At 73.4% G+C, this 24,573-nt stretch carries 22 protein-coding genes; 8 read left to right on the top strand and 14 right to left on the bottom strand.

Annotated elements, in window-relative coordinates; translation table 11 throughout:
* Positions 1-93: 93 nt before the first annotated feature.
* Complete coding sequence (locus D450_RS0111950) at positions 94-765, top strand: hypothetical protein (protein WP_017538901.1); 672 nt, start codon at positions 94-96, stop codon at positions 763-765.
* Here D450_RS0111950 and D450_RS0111945 read toward each other — a convergent pair.
* The 3 genes from D450_RS0111945 to D450_RS0111940 all read right to left on the bottom strand — a co-directional run bounded on the left by D450_RS0111945 (position 731) and on the right by D450_RS0111940 (position 2,205).
* Positions 731-1,036, bottom strand: coding sequence for a nucleotide pyrophosphohydrolase (locus D450_RS0111945; protein ID WP_017538900.1), 306 nt, complete (start codon positions 1,034-1,036; stop codon positions 731-733). The two genes, D450_RS0111950 and D450_RS0111945, sit on opposite strands and share 35 nt — an antisense overlap.
* Positions 1,037-1,165: 129 nt before the next feature.
* On the bottom strand, positions 1,166-1,354 hold the full coding sequence (locus D450_RS32440; protein ID WP_394296822.1) for a DUF397 domain-containing protein: 189 nt from the start codon (positions 1,352-1,354) through the stop codon (positions 1,166-1,168).
* Positions 1,351-2,205: a helix-turn-helix domain-containing protein gene (locus tag D450_RS0111940; RefSeq protein ID WP_026128505.1), complete on the bottom strand. Its 855-nt coding sequence runs from the start codon at positions 2,203-2,205 to the stop codon at positions 1,351-1,353. The genes D450_RS32440 and D450_RS0111940 overlap by 4 nt, the downstream gene beginning before the upstream one ends.
* 142 nt (positions 2,206-2,347) lie before the next feature.
* Between D450_RS0111940 and D450_RS0111935 the strand changes: the two genes are divergently transcribed.
* The 4 genes from D450_RS0111935 (at position 2,348) to D450_RS0111920 (ending at position 5,396) form a co-directional block, all read left to right on the top strand.
* Positions 2,348-2,662 carry a hypothetical protein gene (locus tag D450_RS0111935; RefSeq protein WP_017538898.1) on the top strand — a complete coding sequence of 105 codons (315 nt, stop codon included), beginning with the start codon at positions 2,348-2,350 and terminating at the stop codon, positions 2,660-2,662.
* Positions 2,659-3,126: an ATP-binding protein gene (locus D450_RS0111930; RefSeq protein ID WP_017538897.1), complete on the top strand. Its 468-nt coding sequence runs from the start codon at positions 2,659-2,661 to the stop codon at positions 3,124-3,126. The genes D450_RS0111935 and D450_RS0111930 overlap by 4 nt, the downstream gene beginning before the upstream one ends.
* Positions 3,127-3,219: 93 nt before the next feature.
* Entirely contained in the window at positions 3,220-3,939 is a 720-nt protein-coding gene (locus D450_RS0111925) for an SWIM zinc finger family protein (protein ID WP_017538896.1), read from the top strand.
* Between the two features lie 245 nt (positions 3,940-4,184).
* Entirely contained in the window at positions 4,185-5,396 is a 1,212-nt protein-coding gene (locus D450_RS0111920) for a damage-control phosphatase ARMT1 family protein (RefSeq protein ID WP_017538895.1), read from the top strand.
* A 409-nt stretch (positions 5,397-5,805) separates the two neighbouring features.
* Here D450_RS0111920 and D450_RS0111915 read toward each other — a convergent pair whose 3' ends face one another.
* Complete coding sequence (locus D450_RS0111915; protein WP_026128504.1) at positions 5,806-6,756, bottom strand: transcriptional regulator; 951 nt, start codon at positions 6,754-6,756, stop codon at positions 5,806-5,808.
* Between the two features lie 648 nt (positions 6,757-7,404).
* Here D450_RS0111915 and D450_RS0111910 point away from each other — a divergent pair.
* Together D450_RS0111910 and D450_RS0111905 are read left to right on the top strand one after the other, a co-directional pair.
* A complete protein-coding gene (locus D450_RS0111910) occupies positions 7,405-8,154 on the top strand; it encodes a hypothetical protein (RefSeq protein WP_017538893.1) in 750 nt (249 codons plus the stop codon).
* Between the two features lie 240 nt (positions 8,155-8,394).
* Positions 8,395-8,916: a hypothetical protein gene (locus D450_RS0111905; RefSeq protein ID WP_017538892.1), complete on the top strand. Its 522-nt coding sequence runs from the start codon at positions 8,395-8,397 to the stop codon at positions 8,914-8,916.
* Between the two features lie 244 nt (positions 8,917-9,160).
* Here D450_RS0111905 and D450_RS0111900 read toward each other — a convergent pair whose 3' ends face one another.
* From D450_RS0111900 to D450_RS0111865, 8 genes are all read right to left on the bottom strand, one after another.
* On the bottom strand, positions 9,161-9,487 hold the full coding sequence (locus D450_RS0111900) for a hypothetical protein (protein WP_017538891.1): 327 nt from the start codon (positions 9,485-9,487) through the stop codon (positions 9,161-9,163).
* Positions 9,488-10,067: 580 nt separating this feature from the next.
* Positions 10,068-11,072 (bottom strand): hypothetical protein, encoded by a 1,005-nt coding sequence (locus tag D450_RS0111895; RefSeq protein WP_241483129.1) that lies wholly within the window; start codon positions 11,070-11,072, stop codon positions 10,068-10,070.
* Positions 11,073-11,185: 113 nt separating this feature from the next.
* A complete protein-coding gene (locus tag D450_RS0111890) occupies positions 11,186-12,196 on the bottom strand; it encodes an ABC transporter ATP-binding protein (RefSeq protein WP_017538889.1) in 1,011 nt (336 codons plus the stop codon).
* Positions 12,193-13,263, bottom strand: coding sequence for an ABC transporter ATP-binding protein (locus D450_RS0111885; protein WP_169541690.1), 1,071 nt, complete (start codon positions 13,261-13,263; stop codon positions 12,193-12,195). The genes D450_RS0111890 and D450_RS0111885 overlap by 4 nt, the downstream gene beginning before the upstream one ends.
* Position 13,264: 1 nt before the next feature.
* Positions 13,265-14,221, bottom strand: coding sequence for an ABC transporter permease (locus D450_RS0111880; protein ID WP_017538887.1), 957 nt, complete (start codon positions 14,219-14,221; stop codon positions 13,265-13,267).
* The gene (locus D450_RS0111875) at positions 14,221-15,225 is read right to left on the bottom strand and encodes an ABC transporter permease (RefSeq protein WP_017538886.1); all 1,005 of its coding nucleotides are present in this window, start codon (positions 15,223-15,225) and stop codon (positions 14,221-14,223) included. The genes D450_RS0111880 and D450_RS0111875 overlap by 1 nt, the downstream gene beginning before the upstream one ends.
* Positions 15,226-15,344: 119 nt before the next feature.
* Positions 15,345-17,015: an ABC transporter substrate-binding protein gene (locus D450_RS0111870; protein WP_017538885.1), complete on the bottom strand. Its 1,671-nt coding sequence runs from the start codon at positions 17,013-17,015 to the stop codon at positions 15,345-15,347.
* Between the two features lie 287 nt (positions 17,016-17,302).
* Positions 17,303-18,322, bottom strand: coding sequence for a hydroxyacid dehydrogenase (locus tag D450_RS0111865; protein WP_017538884.1), 1,020 nt, complete (start codon positions 18,320-18,322; stop codon positions 17,303-17,305).
* Between the two features lie 264 nt (positions 18,323-18,586).
* Between D450_RS0111865 and D450_RS0111860 the strand changes: the two genes are divergently transcribed.
* Positions 18,587-19,216, top strand: a complete 630-nt coding sequence (locus D450_RS0111860) for a phospholipase (RefSeq protein WP_017538883.1) — start codon at positions 18,587-18,589, stop codon at positions 19,214-19,216.
* Positions 19,217-19,219: 3 nt separating this feature from the next.
* Here D450_RS0111860 and D450_RS0111855 read toward each other — a convergent pair whose 3' ends face one another.
* Both D450_RS0111855 and D450_RS0111850 read right to left on the bottom strand, forming a co-directional pair.
* The gene (locus tag D450_RS0111855) at positions 19,220-20,101 is read right to left on the bottom strand and encodes an Fpg/Nei family DNA glycosylase (protein WP_017538882.1); all 882 of its coding nucleotides are present in this window, start codon (positions 20,099-20,101) and stop codon (positions 19,220-19,222) included.
* Between the two features lie 684 nt (positions 20,102-20,785).
* Positions 20,786-24,052 (bottom strand): DEAD/DEAH box helicase, encoded by a 3,267-nt coding sequence (locus D450_RS0111850; RefSeq protein WP_017538881.1) that lies wholly within the window; start codon positions 24,050-24,052, stop codon positions 20,786-20,788.
* Positions 24,053-24,573: the final 521 nt, after the last annotated feature.

Raw genomic sequence — 24,573 nt, 5'->3', positions numbered from 1 at the left:
GCCGAGCCGCTTCCTATAGGGTCTCTCGCCGCACATGCGAGGCGCCGTGGAAGCGCCCTCGCCCCGCACCGAATCAGGGAGCCGTCGCAGGCCGTGTCCGAACCGTACGTGGGAATCATCGTCGCCGTCCTGGGAATCGCCGGCACCCTCGGGTCGGCCGTGTTCACGCAGATCCTGGCTGCCCGGGCCCGCCTGGCGGAGATCGACCGGGAGCAGCAGGCCCGCGCCGCCGACCACGAGCGCCAACAGGCCGACGCGGCGATGGCCACCCGCCGCGCGTCCTACATCGCCTTCAACGCCGAGGCGCGGCACTTCCACGCCCAGATCCGCCACTGCACGCACGCCCTGCACGGCCAGGAGCGCCCGGACGACCCGTGGGCGGCCCTGGACGAGGCGCGGAAGGCCTTCGTGGAGGACTACTCCGAGATCCAGCTCACGGCGCCCGAGCGCGTCCTGGTCGCCGCGGGCAACGTCAATTCCGAGTTGAACTGGCTCTACGGGATGGTCCGCCGACTGAACGACGGCCTCGAACACGAGGAGGAGTCCGTCGAGCGCGCCCAGCGGGAGCTGCAGAACCTGTGGGGCGATCTGGACGTCCTGCGCACCCTCATGCGCCAGGACCTCGGCGTCACGGCGGACGACGCCGCCGATGACACCGCCCACGGCCTCGACGGCCCGCCCGACCGCACCCCGCTGCCCGCCCCGCCGACACGGCCGCCCGGCAGGGGCCTCAGGCCGGCTTCTCGGGGAACCTCTCCTCGTTGATGGCGACCTTCTCCTTGAGGGCCTCCTCCAGGTCCACGCCGAGGACCGTGGACATGCGCAGCAGGTAGCTGAGGACGTCGGCCATCTCCATGCGGACCGCATGGGCCTTGTCGGGGTCCTCCATCACGCGCCGGGCCTCGTCCTGCTCCAGCCACTGGAACTCGGCGGCCAACTCGCCCGCCTCCCCGGCCAGGGCCATGGCCAGGTTCTTGGGCGTATGGAAGCGCCCCCAGTCCCGGCGCTCGGCGAAGTCGGCGAGAAGGTCCTGCATGGATGAGATGCTCACGGCCCCTTCTCTATCACCGATGGGGCCCACCGGAGGACAGCGACCGTCGGGGGGCCACCGCCCCTGGGACCACCGGCGCAGGCGGGGCCTTCAGCGCGCATGGGGCCGGGGGCGTCAGCCTTCACGGACTCCAGCCAGGAAGGCGCTCCACTCGGCGGGCGGGAAGGCTAGGACAGCGGCCTCAGGGAACTTGGAGTCGCGGACCCCCGTGGCCCCGGGGAGGTCGGCCACCTCGACGCAGTTCTCACGCCCACCGCTGTAGCTGCTCTTGCGCCACCCGCGCCGTTCAATCACTCGGCTCACTCTTCTAGGGACTCGATCACCTTGTCGATCAGGCTAAGTGAACCAGCTGGGCTCAATGCCGCCGACTGAGCCCTGCCCATCATGGAGTTGAACTCGCGCAGCTCGCCTTCATCTTCTATGTACAGGCTCGATGTCGGCGTCTCCACGTAGCCGAGACTGGCGTCCATCGGATCAGGGAAATCCAAGATCATGAAGCTCCCGGTGGTCGCGGCGTGGGCTCCAGCGGCGAAGGGGAGCACGTAGATGTCGATGTTATGACGCGACGCCGTGTGCTTGAGATGGCGGAGTTGAGTGGCCATCACGTCCGGGCCGCCGACCCTCCGACGGAGCGCCGCCTCATCGATCACAGCCGTGAGGTACGGCGGATCGACCTTGTTCAGGATCGCTTGACGCTGCATGCGCGCCTCGACCAGGCGCTCGATCTCCTCGTCCTGGCGGATCCTGTAGGCACGGAAGACCTCGGCCGCGTACTCAGGGGTCTGGAGTAGCCCCGGGACCACCTGCCCCTCAAAGGTCTTGATAACCGAGGCCTCTGCCTCGAAGTCAGGGAGACCGCCAGGGAAGGCATTCCGGTACTTGGACCACCACCCCCGCTCCTTGGCCAGGCGAGCACACTCCTGGAGGGCCTCCCGCTCGCCGGCGTCGACGACCTCGTACAAGTCGAGAAGAAGATCGAGCTCGTCCGGCGGCAGTCTCTTCTGTTCCCCACTCTCGATCTTCGAGATCTTCTGCTGCGGCCACCCAAGCGCGGCCCCGGCTTTGGCCGCCGTGAGCCCCTGTTGCTCTCGGTACCTCCGAAGCTGCACCGAGAGGCGGCGTCGGCGAACGCTCGGACTGTGGCTCCTCTGCATACGCGGCAGTGTAGACCCCTCCAAACAATCCGGGTAACACTGAAAAATCTGTTGTTGTCGAGTGTCACCCGGAGTATGCTCGCAGTGATCTCAGACACCCTGAGTGTCGCACTCGCGGCACGGGTCACTCCGGAGGTTTCTCATGTCCACAGAGCCCCGCTGCCACCTGCTCACCCGCCTGCTCACCGCCGTCCGCGCACGCGGCGGCCGGGCCCTGCTCGCTCTCGGCTCCACCGACCACCCGGTCCTCTACGTCCGGCACCGGGGGCGCACCGTCCCCGTGGTCGTCGTGGACGCCCCCTCCGGTGGGAGGTGGTTCATCTGGGGCCGCTCCTCGTTCATCGACGCCGGTCAGATCGCCACCGCCGCCGAGCACCTCGCGGAGGTCCCCGACGCCCCCGTCCGCCCCGCACTGGCCGCCGCGCCCCGCGGGCCCGCTCTGAAGGCGGTGGCATGAGCATGTCCACCGCACCCGGGGAGCGACTCGCCACCGTCTCCGCCTTCTGGACGCTGCCCGGCCGGATCTCCTACTGTCCGTGCGCCCGCGCCATGACCCGCGCCGCCCTCGCCGGCAACCCGCGCGTCGCCGACGACGCCGAACTCGTCGTCTCCGAGCTCNCCCGCCACCCCCGCAGCGGCTCGGTGAACGGCACCCTCGACATCGGCGTCAGCACCCTGGCCACCGGACTCACCCTCGTGTCCGTGGCGGACGAGGGGGCCGCGCCCCGCCCCGGACCCATCGACGCCCCTCGGGTCCCCCGTCGGGACGGCCGCGACCCGCTGGAGCACACCACGGGCCGCGGTCTCCACCTCGTCGCCTCGGTCACCGACGACTGGGGGTACGACCCGAACGACCGCGGCGGCACCACCGTCTGGGCCGTCTTCGAATCCCCGCTCTTCCCCAGGCCCACCACCGCCTGAGCGGGCCCCGCCTTCACCGTCCCCCTTTCCTTCTTCTCCTTCTTCTCCACTGCCTCCGGGCGAGAGCGCCGCCCCGCGCGTTAGCCTCGCGTCGTGACGCGATCCCGCTTCTCCCCCGAGGACCTCCGCTCCGCCACCGACCCCGCCTGGTTCACGCGCGGGCTGCGCTACTTCGAGTCCGGACGCGTCCAACGCCTCCGCACCGCCCCCGGCCAGGTCACCGCGATCGTCTCGGGCACCCGGCCGTACCGCGTGACCCTCCGCCCCACCGGGGCAGGGCTCCCTCACGAGGACTGCACCTGCCCCTTGGGCCGGGATGGCGCCCCCTGGTGCAAGCACGCCATCGCCACGGCCCTGGCATGGATCGATGCCGGACAGCCCGACCTCCCCGAGCCCTCAACAGGAGGTACCGAGGGGACCGGTCCGGCTCTGAAGGACTTCCTCTCGGCTCAGGAACCCGAATGGCTCGTCGATCAACTCCTCGACTTCGCCGATGACGACCCGGTCGTGCTGGCCCGCCTCCAAGCGGCCGGAGGCATGGCCGAGGCCCCGGAGACCGCGTACGCGGAGCTCGAAGAGGCCATCGTGGAATTCACCCCGGACGAGGGCTGGGACACCGAGGAGAGCGGAACGCACCGTCTCCGGCGGGCGATCGACACGTTGGACGTCCTCGCCGACTACGGCTACGGGGAGGAGGCCGCCCGGCTCGCCACCGATGCCCTCGTCCTCTACGACGACGTGCTCCACGGCTACGAGGACGCGTTGAGCGATCGCCTGCGGGAACTGGCCGAGCCGCACCACGTCGACGACTGAGCTTTTCAGAGGGGGCAGGCCCTACCCCCGACTTTCGCGGCGGACGAGGCTGCTGCCCCGATCGATAGTGGTGGAATCGCCACGCGATGTGCCATCGCGTGGCGATTCCACCACGATCGATGGCCGGGGCCGTTCTCCGGACGGACGGCCGCAGGGGGTGCGCGGGCCCCGGGCCGCCGTCTGCGACCGGATTCACGTCGCGCGGCGGGTGGCAGGCGAGTGGCCGCGAGCGGTAGACCGGGGGCATGGCCGACACTTCTCTCAACGGGCCCGACCGCGCACCCGTGGTGATGGGCGGGGAGCCGGGGTCCTACGCCCGGAGTGTGCTCACCGAGCGCCACCCCGCGCTGATCGCCAAGGTCCGCGACGCCCACCCCTATACGCCGGCGCAGCGGGGCCGCCTCGATCTGCTGCTCGAAGAGATCACCTCCGGAAACGTCCAGCCCCTGCGGCCCGAGGCCCACGACCGCGCGGCATGGGTCTCCTGGGGGATGGACGAGCACACCGGCGTCCCCTGGACCGACCTCCCCTTCCTCTGGGCGGAGAGCTACTTCTACCGGCGCCTCCTCGGGGCGGTCGGCTACTTCGCGCCCGGGCCCTGGCAGGGGGTGGACCCCTTCGAACCCTCCAAGAGCGCCGAGCTGCGCTCCGAAGAGGCCGACGACGAACTGCGCGCCCTCGACACCGTCGCCGGCCTGCCCGAGGAGGAGCGGGACCGGGCCCTGCTGCTCTCCTCGCTCTGGGGCAACCGCGCGGACCTCGGATTCGCCCTGTCCCAGCAGGGCGGGACCGAGACGGAGGCCGCGGGAGCGGCGGACGCGGGCGGACCCGGAGCGGGGCTGATCGCCGACGAGAGCGGGCGCCTGTGGGACCTGCTCGGCGACGCCGAGCGGGTCTGCTTCGTCGCCGACAACGCCGCCCGTGAGCTGCTGCCCGACCTGGCCCTGATCGACCTCCTGCTCTCCACCCGGCGCGCCGGTTCGGTCGTCCTGCACCTCAAACCGCACCCCTACTTCGTCTCCGACGCGACCATGGCCGACGTCCTGGCCGCGCTCGGGCGCCTGCGCCGCGCCGGGGGCGAGGCGGCGGCGTGCGGCGAGCGGCTCCGCGAGGCCCTGCGCACCGGCGCGCTCATCGTGCGCGCCCACCCCTTCTCCTGCGCGCCCCTGCCGTACTCGGCCATGCCCGAGGACCTGGAGGCCGACTTCGGCGCCGCCTCCCTCACCGTGCTCAAGGGCGACCTGAACTACCGGCGCCTGGTCGGCGACCGCTGGTGGGACCCGGCCACCCCCTTCGCCGAGGCCGTGGGCGGCTTCCCCTCCCCTGTGGTCGCCCTGCGCACGGTCAAGTCCGACACCGTCGCCGGGCTGGACCCGGTGGTCGCCGCCGAGCTGGACGCCGAGGGCATCGGCTGGCGCACCAGCGGCCGCTACGCGGTGGTGCAGTCCGGCGGCTGAGAGGGCGTCGGCGGAGCAGGGGCCGCGTTCACTGGAGCGGCGTCACCTCCCGCGAGCACCGCCGCCCTCGCCGGGAGGCCTTCGGCGGCCCGGCGGAGGCGCGATCCCTGGTCGACCCGGCCTGTGGCCGACGATGCCCGACCTCAGGCGCGGCACCCGTCCCGGCCCGGACGGGGAGGTTCGGCCACCCCGGCGGACACCGTCGGGCAGGGGGGCGTCGAAGCCCCCGGCGCGATGATCCAGGCGAACGTGCCGCCGTTCGCTGCCGTTCGCCGCCGTTCCTGCGAGGACGACCGCACTCCCGCCTCGGTCATCGACGAGGCGGCGGCGGGCGGTCGAGTCGGGGCGAAGCACCCCGCCGACCGGCCCGGGGCGTCGCCCCCCCCGCACGGCCCGAGGCGGGTGCGGGTCACGGCCCGGGCCCGGCGCCCAGGGCACCGGCCACCGCGCCGACCAGGACCTCGGGCCGCGCCAGGTCGTCCCACGTGGGCCGGAGCACGGTCGCCGTCGGACGGGCCGCCTCCAGCTCCTCGGCCAGGCGGGGCGGCACGGCCCCGACCGGATCGACGATGAGCGGCCCCCTCCTCCACCACAGCGGGGCCCGTACCGCCCTGCCCGGCAGGGGGTCGCCGCCCTCGGCCGGCCCCTGCGGGTACAGGTCGTCGGGAGGGACCCCGGCGTCGGTGCACAGCAGCCGGATCCGGGTCTCCAGCGGGGTGGTCGCCCGCGGATCGGCCAGCCTCCACCACGGCTCGGACGCCTCGGCGCCGGGCCGGCAGGCGTTGAGCGTCGGCTGGGCGAGCAGCTCCCGCCAGGGCAGCAGCCCCCGGTTGAGCGCCGAGTCCATGAGGGCGACGGCGGTGGCCCGGTCGGTGCACAGCACGGTGTCGCGCAGGGTCCGGCCCGGGGCGGTGACCCGCAGCCGGTCCTTGCGTGCGGCCTCGTGCCGGCCGACGAGCCGGGTGCCGATCCGCACCCCGGGCAGGTCCGGCGCCCCGCACGGGGCGGGCAGGGTGATGTGCACCTCCCGCCCGTTCCAGCGGGGAAGCCCCTTGATCCCCCATAGCCGCGCCGCGGTGGGCCCCGAGGCCACCGCCGCGGGCCCCAGGGCGAGCTGCGCGGCCTTGACCGCCCGCCGCAGCCGGACGCCGTCCGCGCCGCGCGCCCCCTCGGCCCCGGCCGACAGCGAGCGAACCGCGTAGACGTCGGGCAGGGCGATCACCCATTCCCGCCGGCGGAGGAGCCGGTGGATGCGGGTGTCGTCGAGCCCGCAGCTCAGCGCCTGGCGGTGGCTGATCAGCCCGTACTGGGCGGCGGCCGTGGTCATGACGTTGCTGATCTCGGTCTCTCGTATGCGCATGCCACGACTGTGCGCCCGCCGTCGCCGCAGCGGCGGACCGTTCTCCCCGCCTGTGGACAACCCTCCCCCTCGCGAGCGGTCCGGCGCCCCGCCCCACCCCTCTCTCTCGCGTTGATCTCGGGGAAACCGGCCTTATCAGGGCACTCGTAAAGCCGACTTCCCCGAGATCAACGCGGGCTCGGTGCGACGCATGCGCCGTTGCGGAAGGACCGGGCGCGGCCGACGCGCCGAATGGCCGGGGCGCCCCCTTCTGAGCTGCGGAGAGGCTGCCCCGCATGGTGCGCACGGGAGCATTGCGATCGACGGTCCCCTCGAAAGGGGAACCGCACGGCGTTCTCGGAACGCCGCTCGCCTTCTCTTCCGGTCGTTCGATTCCCATATTTCCCGAACGGCGAATTCCGGGACGACGCCCTCCGGCCGGGTCCGGCCGTCCCCGCGACGCGGTCATCGGGGCACGCGGTGAGAACGGCGGAGCCGACGGGCGATAGCATCGCCGGGTCGCCCTTTCCCCTCCGATCGCGCCGCCGGGCGCCTGGTCCGCCGTGCCCGGGACTCCGAGGGAGGGGACGGGGCCGGTGGAACCACGAGAACCTCGGGATCACGGGAACGGACGCAACGACGCAGATGGAATCCGAAACGACCCAAGTCATGAGCAGGACCGGCGAATTCTCGACCGTCCTGAACTGGGAGGCCTCCACCCGGAACCGGCTCGCGGCGGCCATCGACCGCTTCTCCGGTCCCCTCGCCGACCTGGTGGAGCGCGACGCCAACGAGGGCGACACCCGGATGCTGGTCACCGACTTCCTCAGTTACGGGCTCAACTTCAGCAAGTACGAGGAGATGACCACCGAGTACCGCAACAGCGGCGACTCGATCGACTACGCCCTCAAGCTCGACGACGAGCTCTTCGCGCCCATCGAGGTCAAGCGCTGCGGCCAGGACCTGGACGCGCGCAACATCCAGCAGGCGCGCCGACTCGCGATCGAGGAGGGGGCCGAGTGGATCATCCTCACCAACGGCCGCACCTGGCAGGTGTACCACCTGCGCTCGGAGGGGGACGACGCGCCGCGCACGGTCCGCATCATCGACGTCGACCTGATGGACGAGGCGGAGGAGGCGCACACCCGCGCCGTCGACGCCCTGTTCCACATCACCCATGAGGCGATCGAGCACGGCCGCCTGGAGGAGCTGCGCAAGTGGCGTGAGGCCGTGGAGCCTGCGCCGCTGGCGGAGGTCCTGGTGTGCGCCCCCGTCGTCGAGGCGATCCGCTCGGAACTGCGGGCACGGACCGGCCACGCGGGCCACATCGGGGACGCCGACGAGGTGCGCCGCTCGCTCGCCGAGGACGTCATCGCCCGCGGGCTGGCGCCCGACCTGGAGGAGGACGCCGAGGCGTAGGCCGACCGGCACCGCCCGGCGCCGCTCCCGGCCCCCGGAGCCGGACCCCGGTCCGGTCCCCGGGCCGCCGGCGCCCCGTTCCTCGGGTGAGGGGCCGGGCGCCGGGCCGGGCGACCGGCGTCGCCCCTCCCTAAGTCCCTGCGCCCGCGGACCGGTATCGGCCACGGCCGCGGTCCTGCGCCGGGCGGGGGCCCCGGGGGTACGTTGGAGCCCGGACCGCACCCCGCCGAGAGGACGATCATGCCCGACTCCGTTTCGCGCCGCGGTACCACCGCCGACGCCCTGATCCGCTCCGCCCCGACCCTCCAGGTCCTCGGGCGGCTCATCGATCAGGCCGGACGCCAGAGCGGGTCCGAGGCGGTCTTCGGCCCCGCCATCGAGCACGACGGCGCCGTGGTCGTCCCGGTCGCCCGCACCCGCTTCTTCTCCGCCTTCGGCGCCGGGACCAGCCGCGCGTTCCGCATCGTCGGCGACGGCGGGGGCGGCCAGGGCTTCTCCAAGACCGAACCGGCCGGGTACCTCCTCATCCGCGGCGGCGACGCCGAGTTCCGACCGGTGCGCCAGCCCGCGAAGGCGCTCGTCCTACCGCTGGCGGCCATCGCCGCCATGGCCTCGGTGAGCATCGTGCGCTCGGCCATGCGCCGCAAGCGCCGCGCCGAGACCGCCAAGGCCCTGGCCGAAGCGGCCCAGGTCCGCCGCCACGGCCGCCAAGACGGCGATTCCCCGGCGCGCACGCAGGAGGAGACCCGGGCACGCGCCTGAACCGAGGCGGGCCGTCGCGGGCGCGGCCGGTGTACACGGCCCCGGCCCTGCCTCCGGGCAGGCCGGCTTACGGGCCCGCGCGTTCGGGCACGTGCGACCGATGGGCGACCGGGCACCGGCCGAGCGCGGCGCGGCGTACCGTCGGCGCGTTGGGAGGACCGCCTGCGAAGGGGCGGACCACCAGCCCCATCCGTGAGCGGTGACGGGGCGCGCTCCTGGGGAAGAGACTGGGGAAGAGAGCGGGTCACACCCACTTGGCCGCCCGGCGCTGGGCACTCAGGACCTTGGGGTACACCTCCACCAGCTGATCCGAGTGGGTCGCGCTCCGCGCCACCCAGGACCACTCCCGGTAGTCCTCCATCAGGTCCGCGTGGGCGTGCAGGTCCTCCGGTGCCCACGGGCGCCCGCGTTCGAGGAGCGAGCGCAGGCGACGCAGGGCGGCGTCCAGCCTGCCGCGCATCACCTCGTACCTGAGGCGCTCTTCGTTCTCGGCGTTGCGGAGCGCCCAGGCGGCGCTCCGCTCTCCCGCCGCCCGGAGCGTGTCCTGCAGCCGAAGTGCGAGCCGTCCCATACGGCGATTCTGCCCGGCGTGCCGCGCCCCTACATGGTCCATGGGAGAACGCCGAACCGGCTGCGGACACGGCGTAGGGCGGCCATGGCGGGTGTGCGGCGGTGCACCCGAACGGCCTCGGCCCGGGGCGGTGGTGCGGGCGCCGAGCGTGAACGGGAGCGCCGCGCCGCCCGCGCCCCCCGGGCCGGACTCCCGTTGATCTCGGGGAAGTCGGCCTTATGAAGGCCCACTTGAGGCCGAGTTCCCCGAGATCAACGACGCAGGGGCAGACAGGGGAGCCTCGGACAGGGCCTAGTACTGCACCGTCAGGTCGGCCGAGGACTCGGCGAACCTGCAGCTCCCAGCGGGGCCACCCATCGACGCCGTCGAGGGGCGCGCTCACCACGGACCAGGTCCCGGGGTCCGCCTCGGGGAAGTGTCGTCGCAGTACGAGGTCCTGTCCGGAGTTCAGCGACGTAACGCCGAGTGGGCGCCCCCTCGTCGATGATCTCGACGAAAGTGCTGTCATTCCGGCGGATTCGGCACCACTTTCGTCGAGATCAACGCCTGAGACGCCGGGCGGGGGAACTCCATACAGGACCTAGCCGACATCGCCGAGCCAGGGACCGCCGCCGTCGCCCAGCGCCGTCTCCATGAGCTCCCCTGCCCACGAAGGCGGCTCCACCGCCCCCAGCGCAGCGGTGAGGAGCTCCGGCGCCGTCCTCCCCGGCAGGTGCGTGTGCTGCGCCACCGCCTCCACGAGCCCGTCCAGCGCCACCAGGCGCACCGCCCGCGCGTAGGGGTCCGCGGCCCCGCCCGCGTCCGCCTCCTCGGCATCGAGCGCGTCGTTCGCCTCCGCCAGGGCCCTCTTCCCCGCCGGGGTCACCGGCGCCAGGCGCTCCGGCCCGGCGAGGCGGTCGATGAGCAGGACGGCCCCGATGATGAAGAACAGGACGGCCATGCCCCCCGCCGGTCCCGCCCACCACCGCTCCCCCTCCGGGGACACGGCCCCGGTCAGTGCGCCGGCGAAGAGCAGCGCCACCGCCAGCAGCCCGGCCGCCGCCATGCCAAGCCATCCGACCCGCAGGACCGAGCGCCGGCGGGTCAGGGCCTGGAGGACCTCCGCGTTCCCCAGGAAGTACCCGTGCCCGGTCACCGCCGCGCGCGCACGGGCCGGGACGTCCTCCTGCTCCAGACGGCGCAGAAGCCGCTCCAGCCCCATCGGCCCTTCCGCCCTCAGGCAGGCGAGGGCCGCCCGCGCCTCCGGGGACGGCTCGGGCGTCGAGGCGCCCGTCCCGGGCTCCGGCTCCATGCCCGGCTCCGCCGCCGTCCCGGCCGCCGACTCCGCCAGACGCCCACTGCCGTCGACGGCCGCCCCACCGCCGAACACGGCCTCGGCGACCGCCGTCTCGGCCGTCCGCCACGCGCCTCCGGCCAGGAAGGCGGCCTCATGGACGCCGAGCGCCGCCGACCGCCCCTGCGGACCGCCGGGCTCCCCGTCACCGGGTTCACCGCCCCGGCCTCCCGACCGCTCCCCTGCCAGGACGTGGGCCCGCCGGACCCGGTACAGCGCGAAGGCCGCGAACACCGAGCCGGCCACGAGCATCAGCACGGGATAGAGAGCCGCACCAGGGGCCTCACCGAGCACTCGTCCCTCCCCTCCCGCCGGTCACCGGCTTGACCGCGATGACCCGGCGGAGATCGTGTACGGGGGGAACGCTACCCTCGCGGCCGGATCTCGCCTGCCGCGATCTGCTCCGCGTAGTGGCACGCGACCCGGTGGCCCTCGCCGACCGTCCTCAGCTCCGGGCGCTCGGTGGCGCAGCGCTCCTCCTGCCGCCAGGGGCACCGCGTGTGGAACCGGCACCCCGGCGGAGGGGCGGCCGGGGACGGCAGGTCCCCCTGGAGCAGGATCCGCTCCCGCGTGTCCTCCACCTCCGGGTCGGGCACCGGGATCGCCGACACCAGCGCGCGCGTGTAGGGGTGCAGGGGGGCGGCGTGCAGGGAGTCGCTGTCCGCCTCCTCGACCAGTGCCCCGAGGTACATCACCCCCACCGTGTCGCTCACGTGCCGCACCACGGCCAGGTCGTGGGCGATCACCAGGTAGGTGAGCCCGCGGTCCCGCTGCAGCTCCTCCAGCAGGTTCAGCACCTGCGCCTGGATCGAGACGTCCAGCGCCGACACCGGCTCGTCGCAGATGATCAGGTCGGGCTCCAGGACCAGCGCCCGGGCGATCCCGATGCGCTGGCGCTGGCCGCCCGAGAACTCGTGCGGGTACCGGTTCAGCGCGCGCTGGGAGAGCCCGACCGCCTCCAGTGCGTCGAGCACCATCCCCCGCCGCTCGGCCCTCCCGGACCCGACGTTGTGCACCTCCAGCCCTTCGGTGAGCAGCGACTCGATGTTCTGCCGGGGATCGAGGCTGCCCAGCGGGTCCTGGAAGACCATCTGCGCCTGCCTGCGGCGCCGCCGCATCTCCTCCTCCGGCAGGTGCGCCAGGTCCACGCCGTTGATCCACACCTCCCCGTCGGTCACCGGGACCAGCCGCAGCACCGCGCGCCCCAGCGTGGTCTTCCCGCACCCGGACTCGCCCACCAGCCCGTACGTGGTCCCCGCATCGACCTGGAGCGAGACCCCGTCCACCGCGTACACGTGCCCGACCGTCCGGTCCACCAGCACCCCGCTCTTGATCGGGAAGTGGACCTTGAGGTCCTTGATCTCCAGAAGGCTCATCGGTCCTCCCCCTTGGGCGCGGACGGTTCAGGGGCCGCAGGGGACTGCTCCGCGGACACCGCCGCCGCGTCCGTGCGCACCGGGTGCACGCAGCGGAACCGGTGGCCCGCGCGCTCTTCGCGCATGTGCGGCGGCCCTCCCAGGCAGTCCTCGGCGTAGTTGTCGCACCGGGGCGCGAACGCGCACCCGTCGGTCCAGTCGATGGCGTCGTTGACGGTCCCCCTGATCGGCGTGAGGGGCAGGTCCCGCGAGGCGTGCAGGCGCGGGATCGATGCGAGGAGTCCGGCGGTGTAGGGGTGGGTGGGGGCCCGGAAGAGCTCGTGGCGCTGCGCGCTCTCGACCACCCGGCCCGCATAGAGCACGTTGATCTCATCGCACAGTCCGGCGACGATCCCCAGGTCGTGGGTGATCATCAGCAGGGCGGTGCCCTCCTCGGTGACCAGCTCCTTGAGCAGTTCGAGGATCTGCGCCTGGATGGTCACGTCGAGCGCGGTGGTCGGCTCGTCGGCGATCATCAGGCGGGGCCGGCAGGCGACCGCCATGGCGATGAGCGCGCGCTGGCGCATCCCCCCGGACAGCTCGTGGGGGTACTCGCGCAGCCGGCGCCCCGGGTCGGGGATGCCGACGCGGGCCAGCAGGTCGGCGGCGGCCGACCGGGCGGCCCGGCCCTTGAGGCCGCGGTGGCGGACCAGGATCTCGGTGACCTGCCGCCCGATCGGCACGACGGGGTTGAGCGAGGACAGCGGGTCCTGGAAGACCATCGCCAGCTCCCGCCCGCGCAGGTCCCGCATACGCCGGGACGGCAGCGACAGCAGGTCCGCCTCCGTGTCCCCGCCGCCCGGCCGGAAGCCGGCCCGGCCCGCGACCCGGACCCCGCGCGAGGGCAGCAGGCCCATCAGGGCCAGCGAGGTCACGCTCTTGCCGCACCCGGACTCGCCGACCAGGCCCACCACGCTCCCCTCGTCGAGGGAGAAGGAGATGCCGTCCACCGCCTTGACGTCCCGCCGCCGGCGCTGCGTGAAGGTGACCGAGAGATCGTCCACGGCCAGAAGGGGTCCTGCGGGCATCTCACTTCCTCAGTCTCGGGTCGAGTGATTCTCGGAGCGCCTCGCCCATGAGGGTGAATCCCAGAGCGGTGACGATGATGGCCAGCGCCGGGTAGACGGCCAGCTGCGGAGCACTGCTCAGGAAGCGCTGGGCGTCGGCGAGCATGGTCCCCCATTCGGGGACCGACGGGTCCGGGTTGCCCAGGCCCAGGTACGACAGGGCCGCCGCGTCGATGATGGCGGTGGCCAGGCTCAGGGTGAGCTGCACCAGGATCGGCCCCATGGAGTTGGGGAGGATGTGCGTCAGGGCGATGCGGCGCCGGCGCGCCCCGATGGCGCGCGCCGCCAGGACGTAGTCGCGGCTCCCCTGGGCGATCATCGCCCCGCGCAGCAGCCGGGCGAAGATGGGCACCTGCGCGGTGCCCACGGCGATCATGACGGTGACCAGCCCCTGTCCCAGCAGGGCCGCGATGCTGACGGCCAGCAGCAGCGAGGGCAGCGCGAGCATCATGTCGACGAAGCGCATGAGCACGGCGTCGACCCGGCGGCCGACCGCCCCGCCGAGCGCGTAGGAGGCGCCGGACAGGCCGCCCAGCAGCGCCCCGGCGGTGAACCCGAGCCCGGCGGCCACCACGCCCACCAGCAGCGTCTGGCGGGCCCCGATCACCATCCGGGAGAACTGGTCGCGGCCCAGGTTGTCCAGGCCCAGCCAGTTCTCGGCCCGCGGTCCGACGAACACGTTCTGGTTGGGGAAGACCTCGTCGCCCCAGTTCTGCTCGGTCGGGCCGTAGGGCGCGATCAGGTCCCCGAGGACGGCCACCACGATGAAGACCGCCACCACGGCGGCGCCGGTGATCGCCATGGGGTTGCGGCTCATCCGGGCGAAGGCCTCGCGCCAGACGCCGCGCCCCTCGGCCTCCTCGCGGCGGGCCGCGGTCAGCTCGGAGAGGCGGTCGATGCGTTCGGTCCTGGCCGACATCAGCTCACCCGCACTCTCGGGTCGAGGAGGCTGTAGGAGATGTCCACGATCAGGTTGATCAGCACGTACAGGGCGGCGATGATCAGGATGAACCCGAGGAGGACCGGGTAGTCGCGGGTCTGGGTGGCCGAGTAGATGAACTGGCCGATGCCCCCGAAGGCGAACACGCTCTCGGTGAGCACCGCCCCCGCCAGCAGGGCGCCGCTGAGCAGCCCGATCGCGGTGACCACCGGCAGCATGGCGTTGCGCAGCACGTGCCGGCCGCGCACGGTGCGCCGGTGCAGGCCTTTGGCCTCGGCGGTGCGCACGTAGTCCTCGCCCAGCACCTCGATCACCCCGGCCCGGGTCATCCGCACGATGACCGCCAGCGGGATGCTGGCCAGCGCCAGCCCGGGCAGCACCAGGTGCATGAAGGCGTCCCAGGCCGCGTCCCACTCCCGGGTGGCGATGCCGTCCACCACGAACAGTCCGGTGATGCGGGTGGCGTCGATGCCCGGCGTCTGGCGGAACGCCGAGGGGAACACGCCCAGCTGCTCGGCGAAGACCAGCTTGAGCACGAAGGCCAGGAAGAAGACCGGCGTGCAGATGCCCACGAGCGAGCCGCCGACGACCAGCGAGTCCAGCGCCCCGCCGCTGCGGCGCGCGGCCAGGTAGCCCAGCGGGACACCCGCCGACACGGCGATGATCATCGCCATGACGGCCAGCTCGACGGTGGCGGGGAACTTCATGGCGAACTCGGTCAGGACCGGGCGCCCGGTCTGCAGCGACTGGCCGAGGTCGCCCTGGAGCAGCCGCCCCAGGAACGCCCCGTACTGGACGATGACCGGGTCGTCCAGGCCCATGGCGCGGCGCAGCGCCGCCCGCTGCTCGGCGGTGGCGTTCTCCGGGAGCAGGGCGTACTCGGGGCCCCCGGGGAGCGCGCGCACCCAGATGAACAGAAGGATCGAGAGGCCGAAGAGGGTGGGAACGGCCTGCAGGACACGTCTGACGATGAAGCGGAGCACCTCGGTAACCGCCTGCCTGTCCGGGGCCCGCCCGGCCGGGGTCCCCGTCCGGGCGGGCGCTCTCGCCTGGTGGTCGCTTGGTGTCCGGCGCGGCGGCCCTCAGGCCGCCGCGCACGCCCTCACTTGAAGGACGCCTGGTCGAACTGCTCCTGGGTCAGGGGGCTGACCGGCGGCGGCTCGACGTCGGGCGAGAACACGATCGACGGAGGTGAGTGCGAGATCGGCAGACCCGGCAGGTAGTCCATGATCACCTCGTTGGCCTCCTGGTAGAGCTCGGTGCGCTTGTCGGGGTCGGGCTCGGAGGCGACCTCCTCCATCACGCTGAAGACCTCGTCGTCGCGGAAGCCCCAGGCGCTGTCGTAGCCGCCGAACCAGGTGCCGAGGAAGTTGTAGGCCTCGTTGAAGTCGCCGGTCCACCCGAGCAGGTACAGGCTGCAGTTGCCCGAGTCGGTGTGGGGGATGTACTCGTCCCAGGGCTTGGAGTCGGCCTCGATGGTCAGCCCGACGTCCTTCAGGTCGGACTGGATGATGTCGAAGATGTCCTTGGGGGCGGGCATGTAGGGGCGGGTGACCTCTGTGGGGTAGCAGAAGTCGATGGTCATGTCCTCCTGCCCGGCCTCCTCCAGCAGCTCCCGGGCGCGGTCGGGATCGTGGTCGTAGGTCTGCACGTCGGGCGACCAGCCGTCGACCGTCTCGGGGATGAACTGGCTGGCCACCTCCCCGCCTTCGGGCAGGATCGTGTCGACGATGCGCTGGCGGTCCACGGCGTGCGCGAGGGCCTGGCGCACCTGGGGGTCCTCCAGCTCCTCGGACGCCTCCTGGTTGTAGGCCATGTAGAGGACGTTGAACACGTCCCGCACCGGGACCTGGAAGCCCGCCTCCTCAAGGGGCTGCACGTCGGCCGGCGCGACCAGGTCGTAGCCGTGCACGTCCCCGGCCTCCAGGGCCTGCCTTCGGGCGTTCTCCTCGGAGATGGTCTTGATGATCAGCGTCTTGATGTTCGCCGGCTCGCCCCAGTAGTCGTCGTAGCGCTCCAGCGTCACCTCGCGCCCGTCGTGGTCCCACTCAGAGTAGGTGTAGGGCCCGGTCCCGGCGATGACCCCCGCCTCCTGGCTGTAGTCGGGCAGCACCGGTGCGCCCTCCTCGCCGCCGACCTCCTGGCCGGCGGCCTCCTCGATGGAGGCGGGGCTCATGATGGCGAAGGAGGACAGGGAGAAGGCGCCGGGGAAGACGGCCGAGGGCTCGGTGACGCGGATGACCGCCGTCAGCTCGTCCTCGGCGGTGCAGGAGTCGTAGATGGACTCGGGCAGCTCCTCGTCCTCGTTCTCGGCGAAGCCGCCGAAGACGTTCTGCCAGTAGTAGGTCTGGTTGCTCGACTGGTAGTCCCCGGTGAACCCGTTCCAGCGGTCGAAGTTGGCGCAGACCGCCTCGGCGTCCAGGGACTCGCCGTCGTGGAAGGTCACCCCTTCGCGCAGGTGGAAGGTCCACTCGGTGCCGTCCTCGGACTGCTCCCAGCTCTCGGCCAGCCCGCCCTGGATCTCGGTGCCGCCGGGCTCGTGCTCCAGCAGGGTCTCCATGACCTGGCGGGTGACGCGGAAGGTCTCGCCGTCGTTGGCCAGGACGGGGTCCAGGGAGCGGGGGTCGCCCGTCCCTGCGAAGATCAGCGGCCGGGTCTCGTTGGGGTCGCCACCGGCGTCCCTCTCGCTCTGGGCGCACCCCGCGGCCACCAGGGCCAGGGCCGCCGCGGCCGCCGCCGGAGCGAGGAGCCGCCCTTTTCTCCTTGTGATCACTGTCCACCTCGTCAGGGGGGTCGGTGGCACTGCGACTGCTGGCACGAACTTTATTGCTTTCGCCCCTTATTTCAGATCCCGTAATGGATCGTCAACGGAACCGTGTCCGTTCCGCGCCATGGCGGCGCACCCGATAGGAGAACTTTTCAGCATTTTGGCGCACCGATCGGAGTTTGTGTCGCGAGTGACGGCGGTGACCATTGTTTAATGAGTGACGGATTTCCATTCGCCTCTCACTCGGGCCAGAGTGTCACCTCGACCGCACATCCGCGCATGTCTCTCCCTGTTCACCCGGCGACAGATGCTTCGACCGTGTTCTGCCGTTTTCCAGCGGCATATGCCTCGATGTTCTCCCGTGTCGTCGTCAGGATCCTCCGCACCGCCTGCCGGGTGTCGAACCCGCTGTGCGGTGTGACCAGCACGTTCCTCATGCGCAGCAGGATGTGGTCGGCCAAGAGCGTGCGCATGTCCCGGTCCCGGCGCGCAGCCAGGGTGCGCAACAGCTCGGCCTCCTCGCGCAGCCCGGGTTCGGCTTCGAGCACGTCCAGGCCCGCCGCGGCCACCCGCCCCTCCCCCAGCGCGCGCACGAGGGCCGCGGTGTCCACCACCTCGCCCCGCGAGGTGTTGATCAGGACCGCCCCGGGCTTCATCTGTGCGAAGCGTGCGCCGTCCATCAGGTGACGCGTCCCCTCTCCGCCGGGCACGTGCAGGCTCACGACGTCGGAGGAGGCGAGCAGCTCCGCCAGCGGCGCGTAGCGCACACCCGGCGTTTCCGCCAGACCGGGGTCCGGACGCAGATCGTGGGCGAGCACCCGCATGCCGAACCCCAGCGCGAGCAGGACGGTGCAGCGGCCGATCCGCCCGGTGCCCACGACGCCCATCGTGGCGCCGTACAGGTCGAAGCCCTGGAGGCCGCCGAAGGAGAAGTCCCCCCGGCGGGTCCGGTCCACCGCCTCGACGATCCGGTGGGAGATCGCCAGCAGGAGCGCGAACACGTGCTCGGCGATCGTGCGGTCCCCGTACCGGGGGACGTTCGCCACGGCCACCCCGTTGCGGCGGCACCACTCCAGGTCGATGTGGTCGTGGCCGGTGGAGCGGGTGGCGATCAGCCCCAGCCGGCCGAACCGCTCCAGGACCGGCGCGTCCAGGTTCGAATGGATGAAGGTCGACAGCACGTCGGCGTCGGCGTGTGCGGCCGCGGTGCGCCCGTCCAGCGGTCCGCTCTCGAACCGCAGGTCGTGGACGCCTCCGAGACGCTCCAGTTCGGTGCGCTCCCAGTCCTCCATCTCGAAAAAGGAGATCTTCACCCCTGCCACCCCTTTCCTGCGGTTCGCGCCCGCTCCGGGCACCGTCGAAACGGCTCGTTCCCTCCCCACGGCGGCACCCCCTTCCCCGAACGTCCCGAGAGTGAAGTTTCGGCAGTCCGCACGGGGAGTTGATTTCCGCTGACAACACGTAACGGGATGGCAAAGTTCGGGAGGCCCTGAAGCGCGATCCGGCGGCGGGAAAGCACAATCGTCCTGTCAGACGGTCGCCTCGGACCGTCATCCCCGCCGACCGAGAGGACACCGATGGCAGTCCCCCGCGCATTCACCCTGCGCGCCGTCGCCGCGGCATTCGCCGCGGCGGTCGCCGTCCCCATGGCCGCCGTCCCGGCTCAGGCCGACACCCTGCCCCCCGAGGAGCTCCGGAGCATCACCGACCGGCTGGTCTTCGAGCACACCCTGGACGAGTTCATCGCCGTCAGCGACCGACGCCCGCACGAGCCCCAGCTGGACTGGTCCAACGACGGGTGCAGCATGTCGCCGGACGAGCCGCTGGGCTACGACTTCAACCCCGGCTGCGTCCGCCACGACTTCGGCTACCGCAACTTCAAGCTCCAGCAGCGCTTCGACGAGGCCAACCGGCTGCGCATCGACAACGTGTTCCGCGACGACCTGTACGGGATCTGCGACGGCGACTGGCTGTGCCGGGGCGTGGCCGACATCTACTACTCGGCGGTCCGCGGGTTCGGCGGCGTCGCCTCCGACCTGGACGACGCCCTGCAGCGGGGCGATGTCGAGGAGAAGACCGAGCGGTTCCTCGCCACCGCCGAGCGGGCGGAGGAGGCCGGCTCCACCGGCGAGGCCCGGCGGCTCATCGCCGAGTTCGAGGAGGAGACTGGCGTGGACATCGAGAGCGGGGCCGTCCCGACGGGCTGAGCCTCACTTGGCCTGGCAGCCCGGACACCAGTACAGGGTCCGGGCCGCCAGGTCCGCCGAACGCACGGGCGTGCCGCAGACCCGGCAGGGCTCGCCCGTGCGGTAGCAGACGTAGAGGGTGTCCGGGCGGGGCACCGGCCGGGCGTCCGGGTCGGGCCGGTGCTCGGGCCGTGTGGTGATGATCAGGCCGTCGCGCACGCCGTCCCGGAGCAGGCCGCACAGGTCCGCCCAGAGGGCCTCCCACTCCCCGGGGGTGAGGTCGCGGCCGGGCCGGTAGGGGTCGATCCCGGCGCGGAACAGCGACTCGGCGCGGTAGATGTTGCCGATGCCGGCCACCACGTCCTGGCGCATCAGCAGGGTGGCGATGGGCGACCGGGAGCGCGCCACGGTCCGCCAGGCCCGGTCGGGGTCGGCGTCGGCGCGCAGCGGGTCGGGGCCCAGCCTCTCCTGGACCCCGTGCTTGTCCTCCTCGGTGATCACCTCGCAGGCCGAGGCGCCGCGCAGGTCGGCCCAGCCGTCGGCGGTGACCAGGCGGACCCGGACCGCGCCCACCGGCGGCGGCGGAACGGCGTAGCCCTCGGCGTCCCGCTCCAGCGGGCGCCCGTCGGCCCCGGCCGCGCGCGGCGCCCCCAGGTGGCGCTCGCCGTCGGCGTCGCCGAAGGTCCAGGCCCCGTACAGGCCGAGGTGGACACGGAGCCACGCACCGGTGTCGAACCCGAGGAAGAGCTGTTTGCCGTGGGCCTCGGCGCCCTCCAGCACGCGGCCGTCGATACGGCGGGCCCCGTCGGTGAAGCGCCCCTGCGGGCTGGTGACCCGCACCCGCGCGCCGCCGTAGTGCTCGGTGAAGTGCGCCGCCAGGCGGTGCAGCGTGTGGCCCTCGGGCACCCCGCGCCCCCTCGTGTCGTGATCCGTGGGTCCCGTGGCACCCGGCACCGGTCGGCCGGCCACGGGAGGGGCCGCGCAGGCGCGGCGGCCACCGGAATCGCACTCTATACGCCGGACATGCCCGCTTCAGGCGCCCGCCGACCGCGCCGGAAGAGCGATGGCCCCCCAAAGAACCCCAGGCGACGTCAGTCCTGGGGGCCTGTGGGGCCGGGGCGGAGGGGCGGCGCCGGTGTCCGTGCGAGTGGGAAGGCGACCGGCGCCCCGCGGCCGGGCGGCACGACGGAGGCCGGTCCCGGAGGCGCCCCCGTGGTGTCCCGACGGCGCCTCCTCCCAGCCGGATGCCGAACCTGTCGGAAGTCGCGTNCCCCTCGGCCCGCCGGTCCCGAGACAGGCGGGCAGCCCTGGGCGGGGTCCGTGCCAGGACGTCTACCGGGGTCACAGGCCACTGATCGGCGCGATGCGCCGATCAGCCCGGCCTCCGCGCGGAACGGGCGCGAACCATGGCGTCCGTCCTCCCACCCACCGGACTTCCGAACGGCCCGGCAAGCCCAGTGCTGAAGTGGTCGGGGGCGTGGCGGAAGGCACGCCCGCGGCCGAACGGCGCCTCTCCACCGGCTCGTGAGCGGGCGAACCGCCACCGCCGATGCTTCAGACGGGGCCGATGCTTCAGACGAGGGCGGCGCTTCAGACGGGGTGGAGCGGCCGTTGCCTCCCGCCCTCTCCCTGGGCCATGGCCGTGATCTCCTCGGCCACCGCGGCGGGGTCCTGCAGGCACCTCCAGGCCGGTACGCACACCACCGGTCCTTCGTACAGCCCCTCCAGCATCCGCCCCCGGCGCAGGAGGCGGCGCAGCTCGGCCCCGTTCCTCGCCTGGTCGACCAGGACCAGCGCCGAGCCGCTGCGGGTCCGCACGCACAGGTCGCCGCGGTGCCCCCGCACCGAAGGCGCGGGCACGGCCTCGGCGGCGCGCTCCTGGAGTGCGCGCTGCAGCACGCGCACGGCCGGGGTGGACGCGTCCTGCACCGCCTGCACCTCCTCGTCCCGGCCTTCGGACTCCGCCCAGCGGCACAGGTCGCCGCCGATCCCGCTCTGGCGCGCCCAGTAGGCCCGGTCCCCCACGGCGATCAGCCGCATGCGGGTGCGTGTGAGGGCGGTGGTCCACAACCGCGCCGACGCCTTCGGTCCGCCGGCGACCCCGGTCGCCGACACCACCATGACGTCGACGGTGCCGGCGTGCTCGGAGCGGAAGTGCTCCGGTCCGCCCACCCGCACCTCGCGGGAGAGGTCCTGGCGCTCCACCAGGCGGCGCAGCAGCGACCACTGGGCCTGGTGCGGAGCGACCACCCCGAGCCGCAGCCCGCGCGGCAGGCCGCCGTCCAACTGGCGCAGGAGCACCGCCGCCCGGTAGGCCTCGTCGCGGTTGACCGCCGAGGCGCCCGGCACGGGCTCGCACCGGCCCGGCGCGTGCCGCCACTCCACCGCCGGGCCGGTGACCTCGGGCAGGGTGCGCGGGTCGGTCAGCACGTGCACGCGGCCGCCGTAGCAGTGCCGCGAGGCCAGGCGGGCGATCTCGGGGCGGGCGCGGTCGTGCTCGTCCAGGCGCAGCCGCGCCCCGTGACCGCCCTCGGCGGAGGCGGCGCAGGCGGTGTAGGCCGAGGCGCCGTGGCCCAGCCCCCACCGGCGCAGCCACTCCCGCCCCGTCCCCGAGGCCGAGCGGGCGGCCTCCTCGTCGTCGGGCTCCATCAGGCGGACGGGCTCCGGCTGGGCGGGGTCGCCCAGGACCAGCGCCCTGCGGGCCCGGTAGAGCAGCGGCAGCAGCCGGGCCACCGGGATGCGGTCCGCCTCGGCCACCACGACCAGGTCGAACAGTCCCGGGGTGCACGGCAGGGCGTGCGCCGCGTCGGCGCGCACCGACCAGGCCGGTACGGCGGTCAGCAGGTACCCGAGACCAGGGCGGCGGGAGGAGTCGTTCCAGTTCAGCGCCTCGATCCGGGTGGCGATTGCGGAGCGGGCGCGCGCGGCGCGGCGCACCGCGGCGCTCTCCAGGTAGGCGGCGCCGGAGAGCAGGTGGCAGGCGAGGGCGGCGTCCAGGTCGGCGGCCAGATCGCTCAGCGGGGCCAGGCGGCGGCGCCGGTCGAGGCAGGTGCGCCACTCGCTCTCCAGGGCCGCGGCCCGGGCCAGCCGGTCGAGGTTCTCCGGGGCGGGGTCGACGCCCAGCTCCCTGCGGATGGCGGAGCGGTGGGCGCGGGCGGCCATCCCGGCGCCCTGGGCGCGTTCGGCGCGCCGCTGCCACGACTCGGGCTCGCCGGTGTCGACGGTGAACAGCGCCCCGGGGTCCCACCCGGCCTCGGCCAGGCGGCGCCGCTCGGCGCCGAGAAGCGCCAGGGCGTGGCCGCCGGCGGCGACCGCGTCCATGGCGCGCCGGGCCTCCTCGGCGCGGGCCCAGTCGTCGCGCAGGCTCTGCCGGTCGCCGACCGCGTCGGGCGGGTCCGCGCACAGCGCCGTCTCGGTGACCTCCGCCAGCGTCCGGGACTCCTCGTCCGCGGGGCCGCCGACCGGCAGCACCCGGTGGGCCCGTCCGGGGGCGCCGGCGATCAGCGCCGGGAGGCGGCCGTCGGGGGCGGCCACCAGCACGCTCTGCCCGGCGGCACAGGCGGTGCGCACGGCGGTGTCGGCGACCTCGTCGGCGCCGGTGCCGGGCGGTGCCGCGGCCACGGTGAGGGGGCGGCGCATCGCGGAGGCGACGACCGCGTGGTGGGCCTCGGTCAGGCGGTGGGGCGCCACGGGCAGGACGGGCTCCTCGCGCGCGCCGCCGCCCTGCAGGAGCGCGGCCAGGGCGGTGGTCCCGGCCTTCTCAGGGCGGATCCCGGCCCCCTCGGGGTCCAGGTCGGCGATGAGCCCGGCGCCGGGAGCGGCCGGACCATCGGCGCGGGTGTCCGGATCCGCTCCCGCACGGAAGAGCAGGGCGATGTTGTGGGCGCCCGGTCGCAGGTCGGCCAATGGCATGACGCCGCGCAGGCGGGCGGGGACGACGTCGTCGACGCGGTCGATCTCCAGGCGGGACAGGATCATGCGCGCTTTGGCCTCCAGGTCGGTGATCCTGGGCGCACGCTCCTGGCCCCCGTCGTGGTCCCCCAGGCCGGGGTCCGATCGGCCGCCGGCGCCGCCGGCGGCCCCCTTGGAGGCGGTATCACCTTTCGCCGCGCGGACGATCCGGCGGAACTCGGCCAGCTCCTCTTGGGTGTCGATCCCGAGCCGATTCAGGAGTGCGGGGTTGACCTCGGGCTGTGAGGTGAGCCGGACCCGCGGGCGGGACGGGTCCTGGTCCGGCAGGGGGTCGGCGTCGGCCACGAACAGGGGGGCCGCGCGGCGGAGGCCGCGAGTGGACCCGCCGGCGCTCTCCGTGCTCTCCGTGCCTTCGGGATACTCCGCGTCCTCAGGGGCACCGGGAAGGATCACCAGCGGGTAGCCGTAGCGGAGCCGCCCGCCGCCCGTGGCGTCGAGCGGGGCCGCGGCGCCCACGGGGACGTCGAGGACGCTGCGCTCCCCGGTGAACAGGACCTCCTCGCCGCCCGGCAGCGCCGCCCAGGCCTCGGGGCTCAGGGCGTCCAGGTCGACGAGGTGTGCGAGCACGTCCTCTCGTTCGGCGCAGGCCCTGTGGTAGGCGGCCAGGGCGGCCAGACGTCCGGCCGTGGTCTCGGGCCCGCGCCCGGCCGCAGGGGTGACCCGCGCACCGGGACCGACCCTGTGCGCGGGCCACGTGGGCCGCGCTGGCCGTGCCGTCGCGGTGCGGCGCTCCTCCGGTTCCGGAGCGGCGGAGGTGTCGGGCTGCCGGGGCGCCTGCTCGCTCTCCCGGACGGGCGGTGCGACGTCCACGACCGGAGGGACGGACTCGGCGGGCCCCTCACCGGGATGCTCGCGCAGGGACGGGTCGGATCGGGGGACCGCCACGTCACACCTCACGTATTCGATGGCATTTCGGGCGCTGTCGGACAGCGACCACGAGGTCACTCAGGGCTATCGTCTTCATTCTGCGGCATCCCGTGCTCCTGCGCAGGAAGTCCGGAGAATTCCCTCCCCTCCCCGCCGACCACCAGGGGAAGGAGCAACGACGGCGTGGCAGGCNGGCGGGCCGCCGGGGTGCCAGGGGGAGGGCGGCCACGAGAAGGCGGGGCGGTTCCCCGGCCTGCCGGTCGGCCGCCGGACTCCTCGCGGTCCGGGAACAGCAGCGACGACGGGGCAGCTGGTACCCCACTCACGCCTGCCAGCCGGGCATCGGGCTACCGGAGTGCGGGGAAATGGGCGGCGACGGCGCAGGCTGGTACCCCGCTCGGGGCTGCCTGCCGGGCGGCAGGGCCCCGGCGGTACCGGCGGTGAACAGCGACGACGGTGTATCTGGTGCCCCGCTCCAGCCTGCCAGCCGGGTACCGGGTGGTCGGGGCGCCAGGGAGGTAGCGGCGACGACGGAGCGT

Origin of the sequence: Nocardiopsis halophila DSM 44494 (assembly GCF_000341245.1) — a bacterium.
Taxonomy (GTDB): Bacteria; Actinomycetota; Actinomycetes; order Streptosporangiales; family Streptosporangiaceae; genus Nocardiopsis_A; species Nocardiopsis_A halophila.
This window is presented reverse-complemented; position numbering and strand designations above follow the sequence as displayed.

Excerpts from the sequence above, each read along its gene's own strand:
- D450_RS0111915 (WP_026128504.1), bottom strand. The coding sequence starts at position 6,756 with ATGCGCATACGAGAGACCGAGATCAGCAACGTCATGACCACGGCCGCC.
- D450_RS0111905 (WP_017538892.1), top strand. The coding sequence starts at position 8,395 with ATGCCCGACTCCGTTTCGCGCCGCGGTACCACCGCCGACGCCCTGATC.
- D450_RS0111900 (WP_017538891.1), bottom strand. The coding sequence starts at position 9,487 with ATGGGACGGCTCGCACTTCGGCTGCAGGACACGCTCCGGGCGGCGGGA.
- D450_RS0111940 (WP_026128505.1), bottom strand. The coding sequence starts at position 2,205 with ATGCAGAGGAGCCACAGTCCGAGCGTTCGCCGACGCCGCCTCTCGGTG.
- D450_RS0111885 (WP_169541690.1), bottom strand. The coding sequence starts at position 13,263 with ATGCCCGCAGGACCCCTTCTGGCCGTGGACGATCTCTCGGTCACCTTC.
- D450_RS0111895 (WP_241483129.1), bottom strand. The coding sequence starts at position 11,072 with ATGCTCGTGGCCGGCTCGGTGTTCGCGGCCTTCGCGCTGTACCGGGTC.
- D450_RS0111920 (WP_017538895.1), top strand. The coding sequence starts at position 4,185 with ATGGCCGACACTTCTCTCAACGGGCCCGACCGCGCACCCGTGGTGATG.
- D450_RS0111890 (WP_017538889.1), bottom strand. The coding sequence starts at position 12,196 with ATGAGCCTTCTGGAGATCAAGGACCTCAAGGTCCACTTCCCGATCAAG.
- D450_RS0111935 (WP_017538898.1), top strand. The coding sequence starts at position 2,348 with ATGTCCACAGAGCCCCGCTGCCACCTGCTCACCCGCCTGCTCACCGCC.
- D450_RS0111945 (WP_017538900.1), bottom strand. The coding sequence starts at position 1,036 with ATGCAGGACCTTCTCGCCGACTTCGCCGAGCGCCGGGACTGGGGGCGC.
- D450_RS0111910 (WP_017538893.1), top strand. The coding sequence starts at position 7,405 with ATGAGCAGGACCGGCGAATTCTCGACCGTCCTGAACTGGGAGGCCTCC.
- D450_RS0111860 (WP_017538883.1), top strand. The coding sequence starts at position 18,587 with ATGGCAGTCCCCCGCGCATTCACCCTGCGCGCCGTCGCCGCGGCATTC.
- D450_RS0111880 (WP_017538887.1), bottom strand. The coding sequence starts at position 14,221 with ATGTCGGCCAGGACCGAACGCATCGACCGCCTCTCCGAGCTGACCGCG.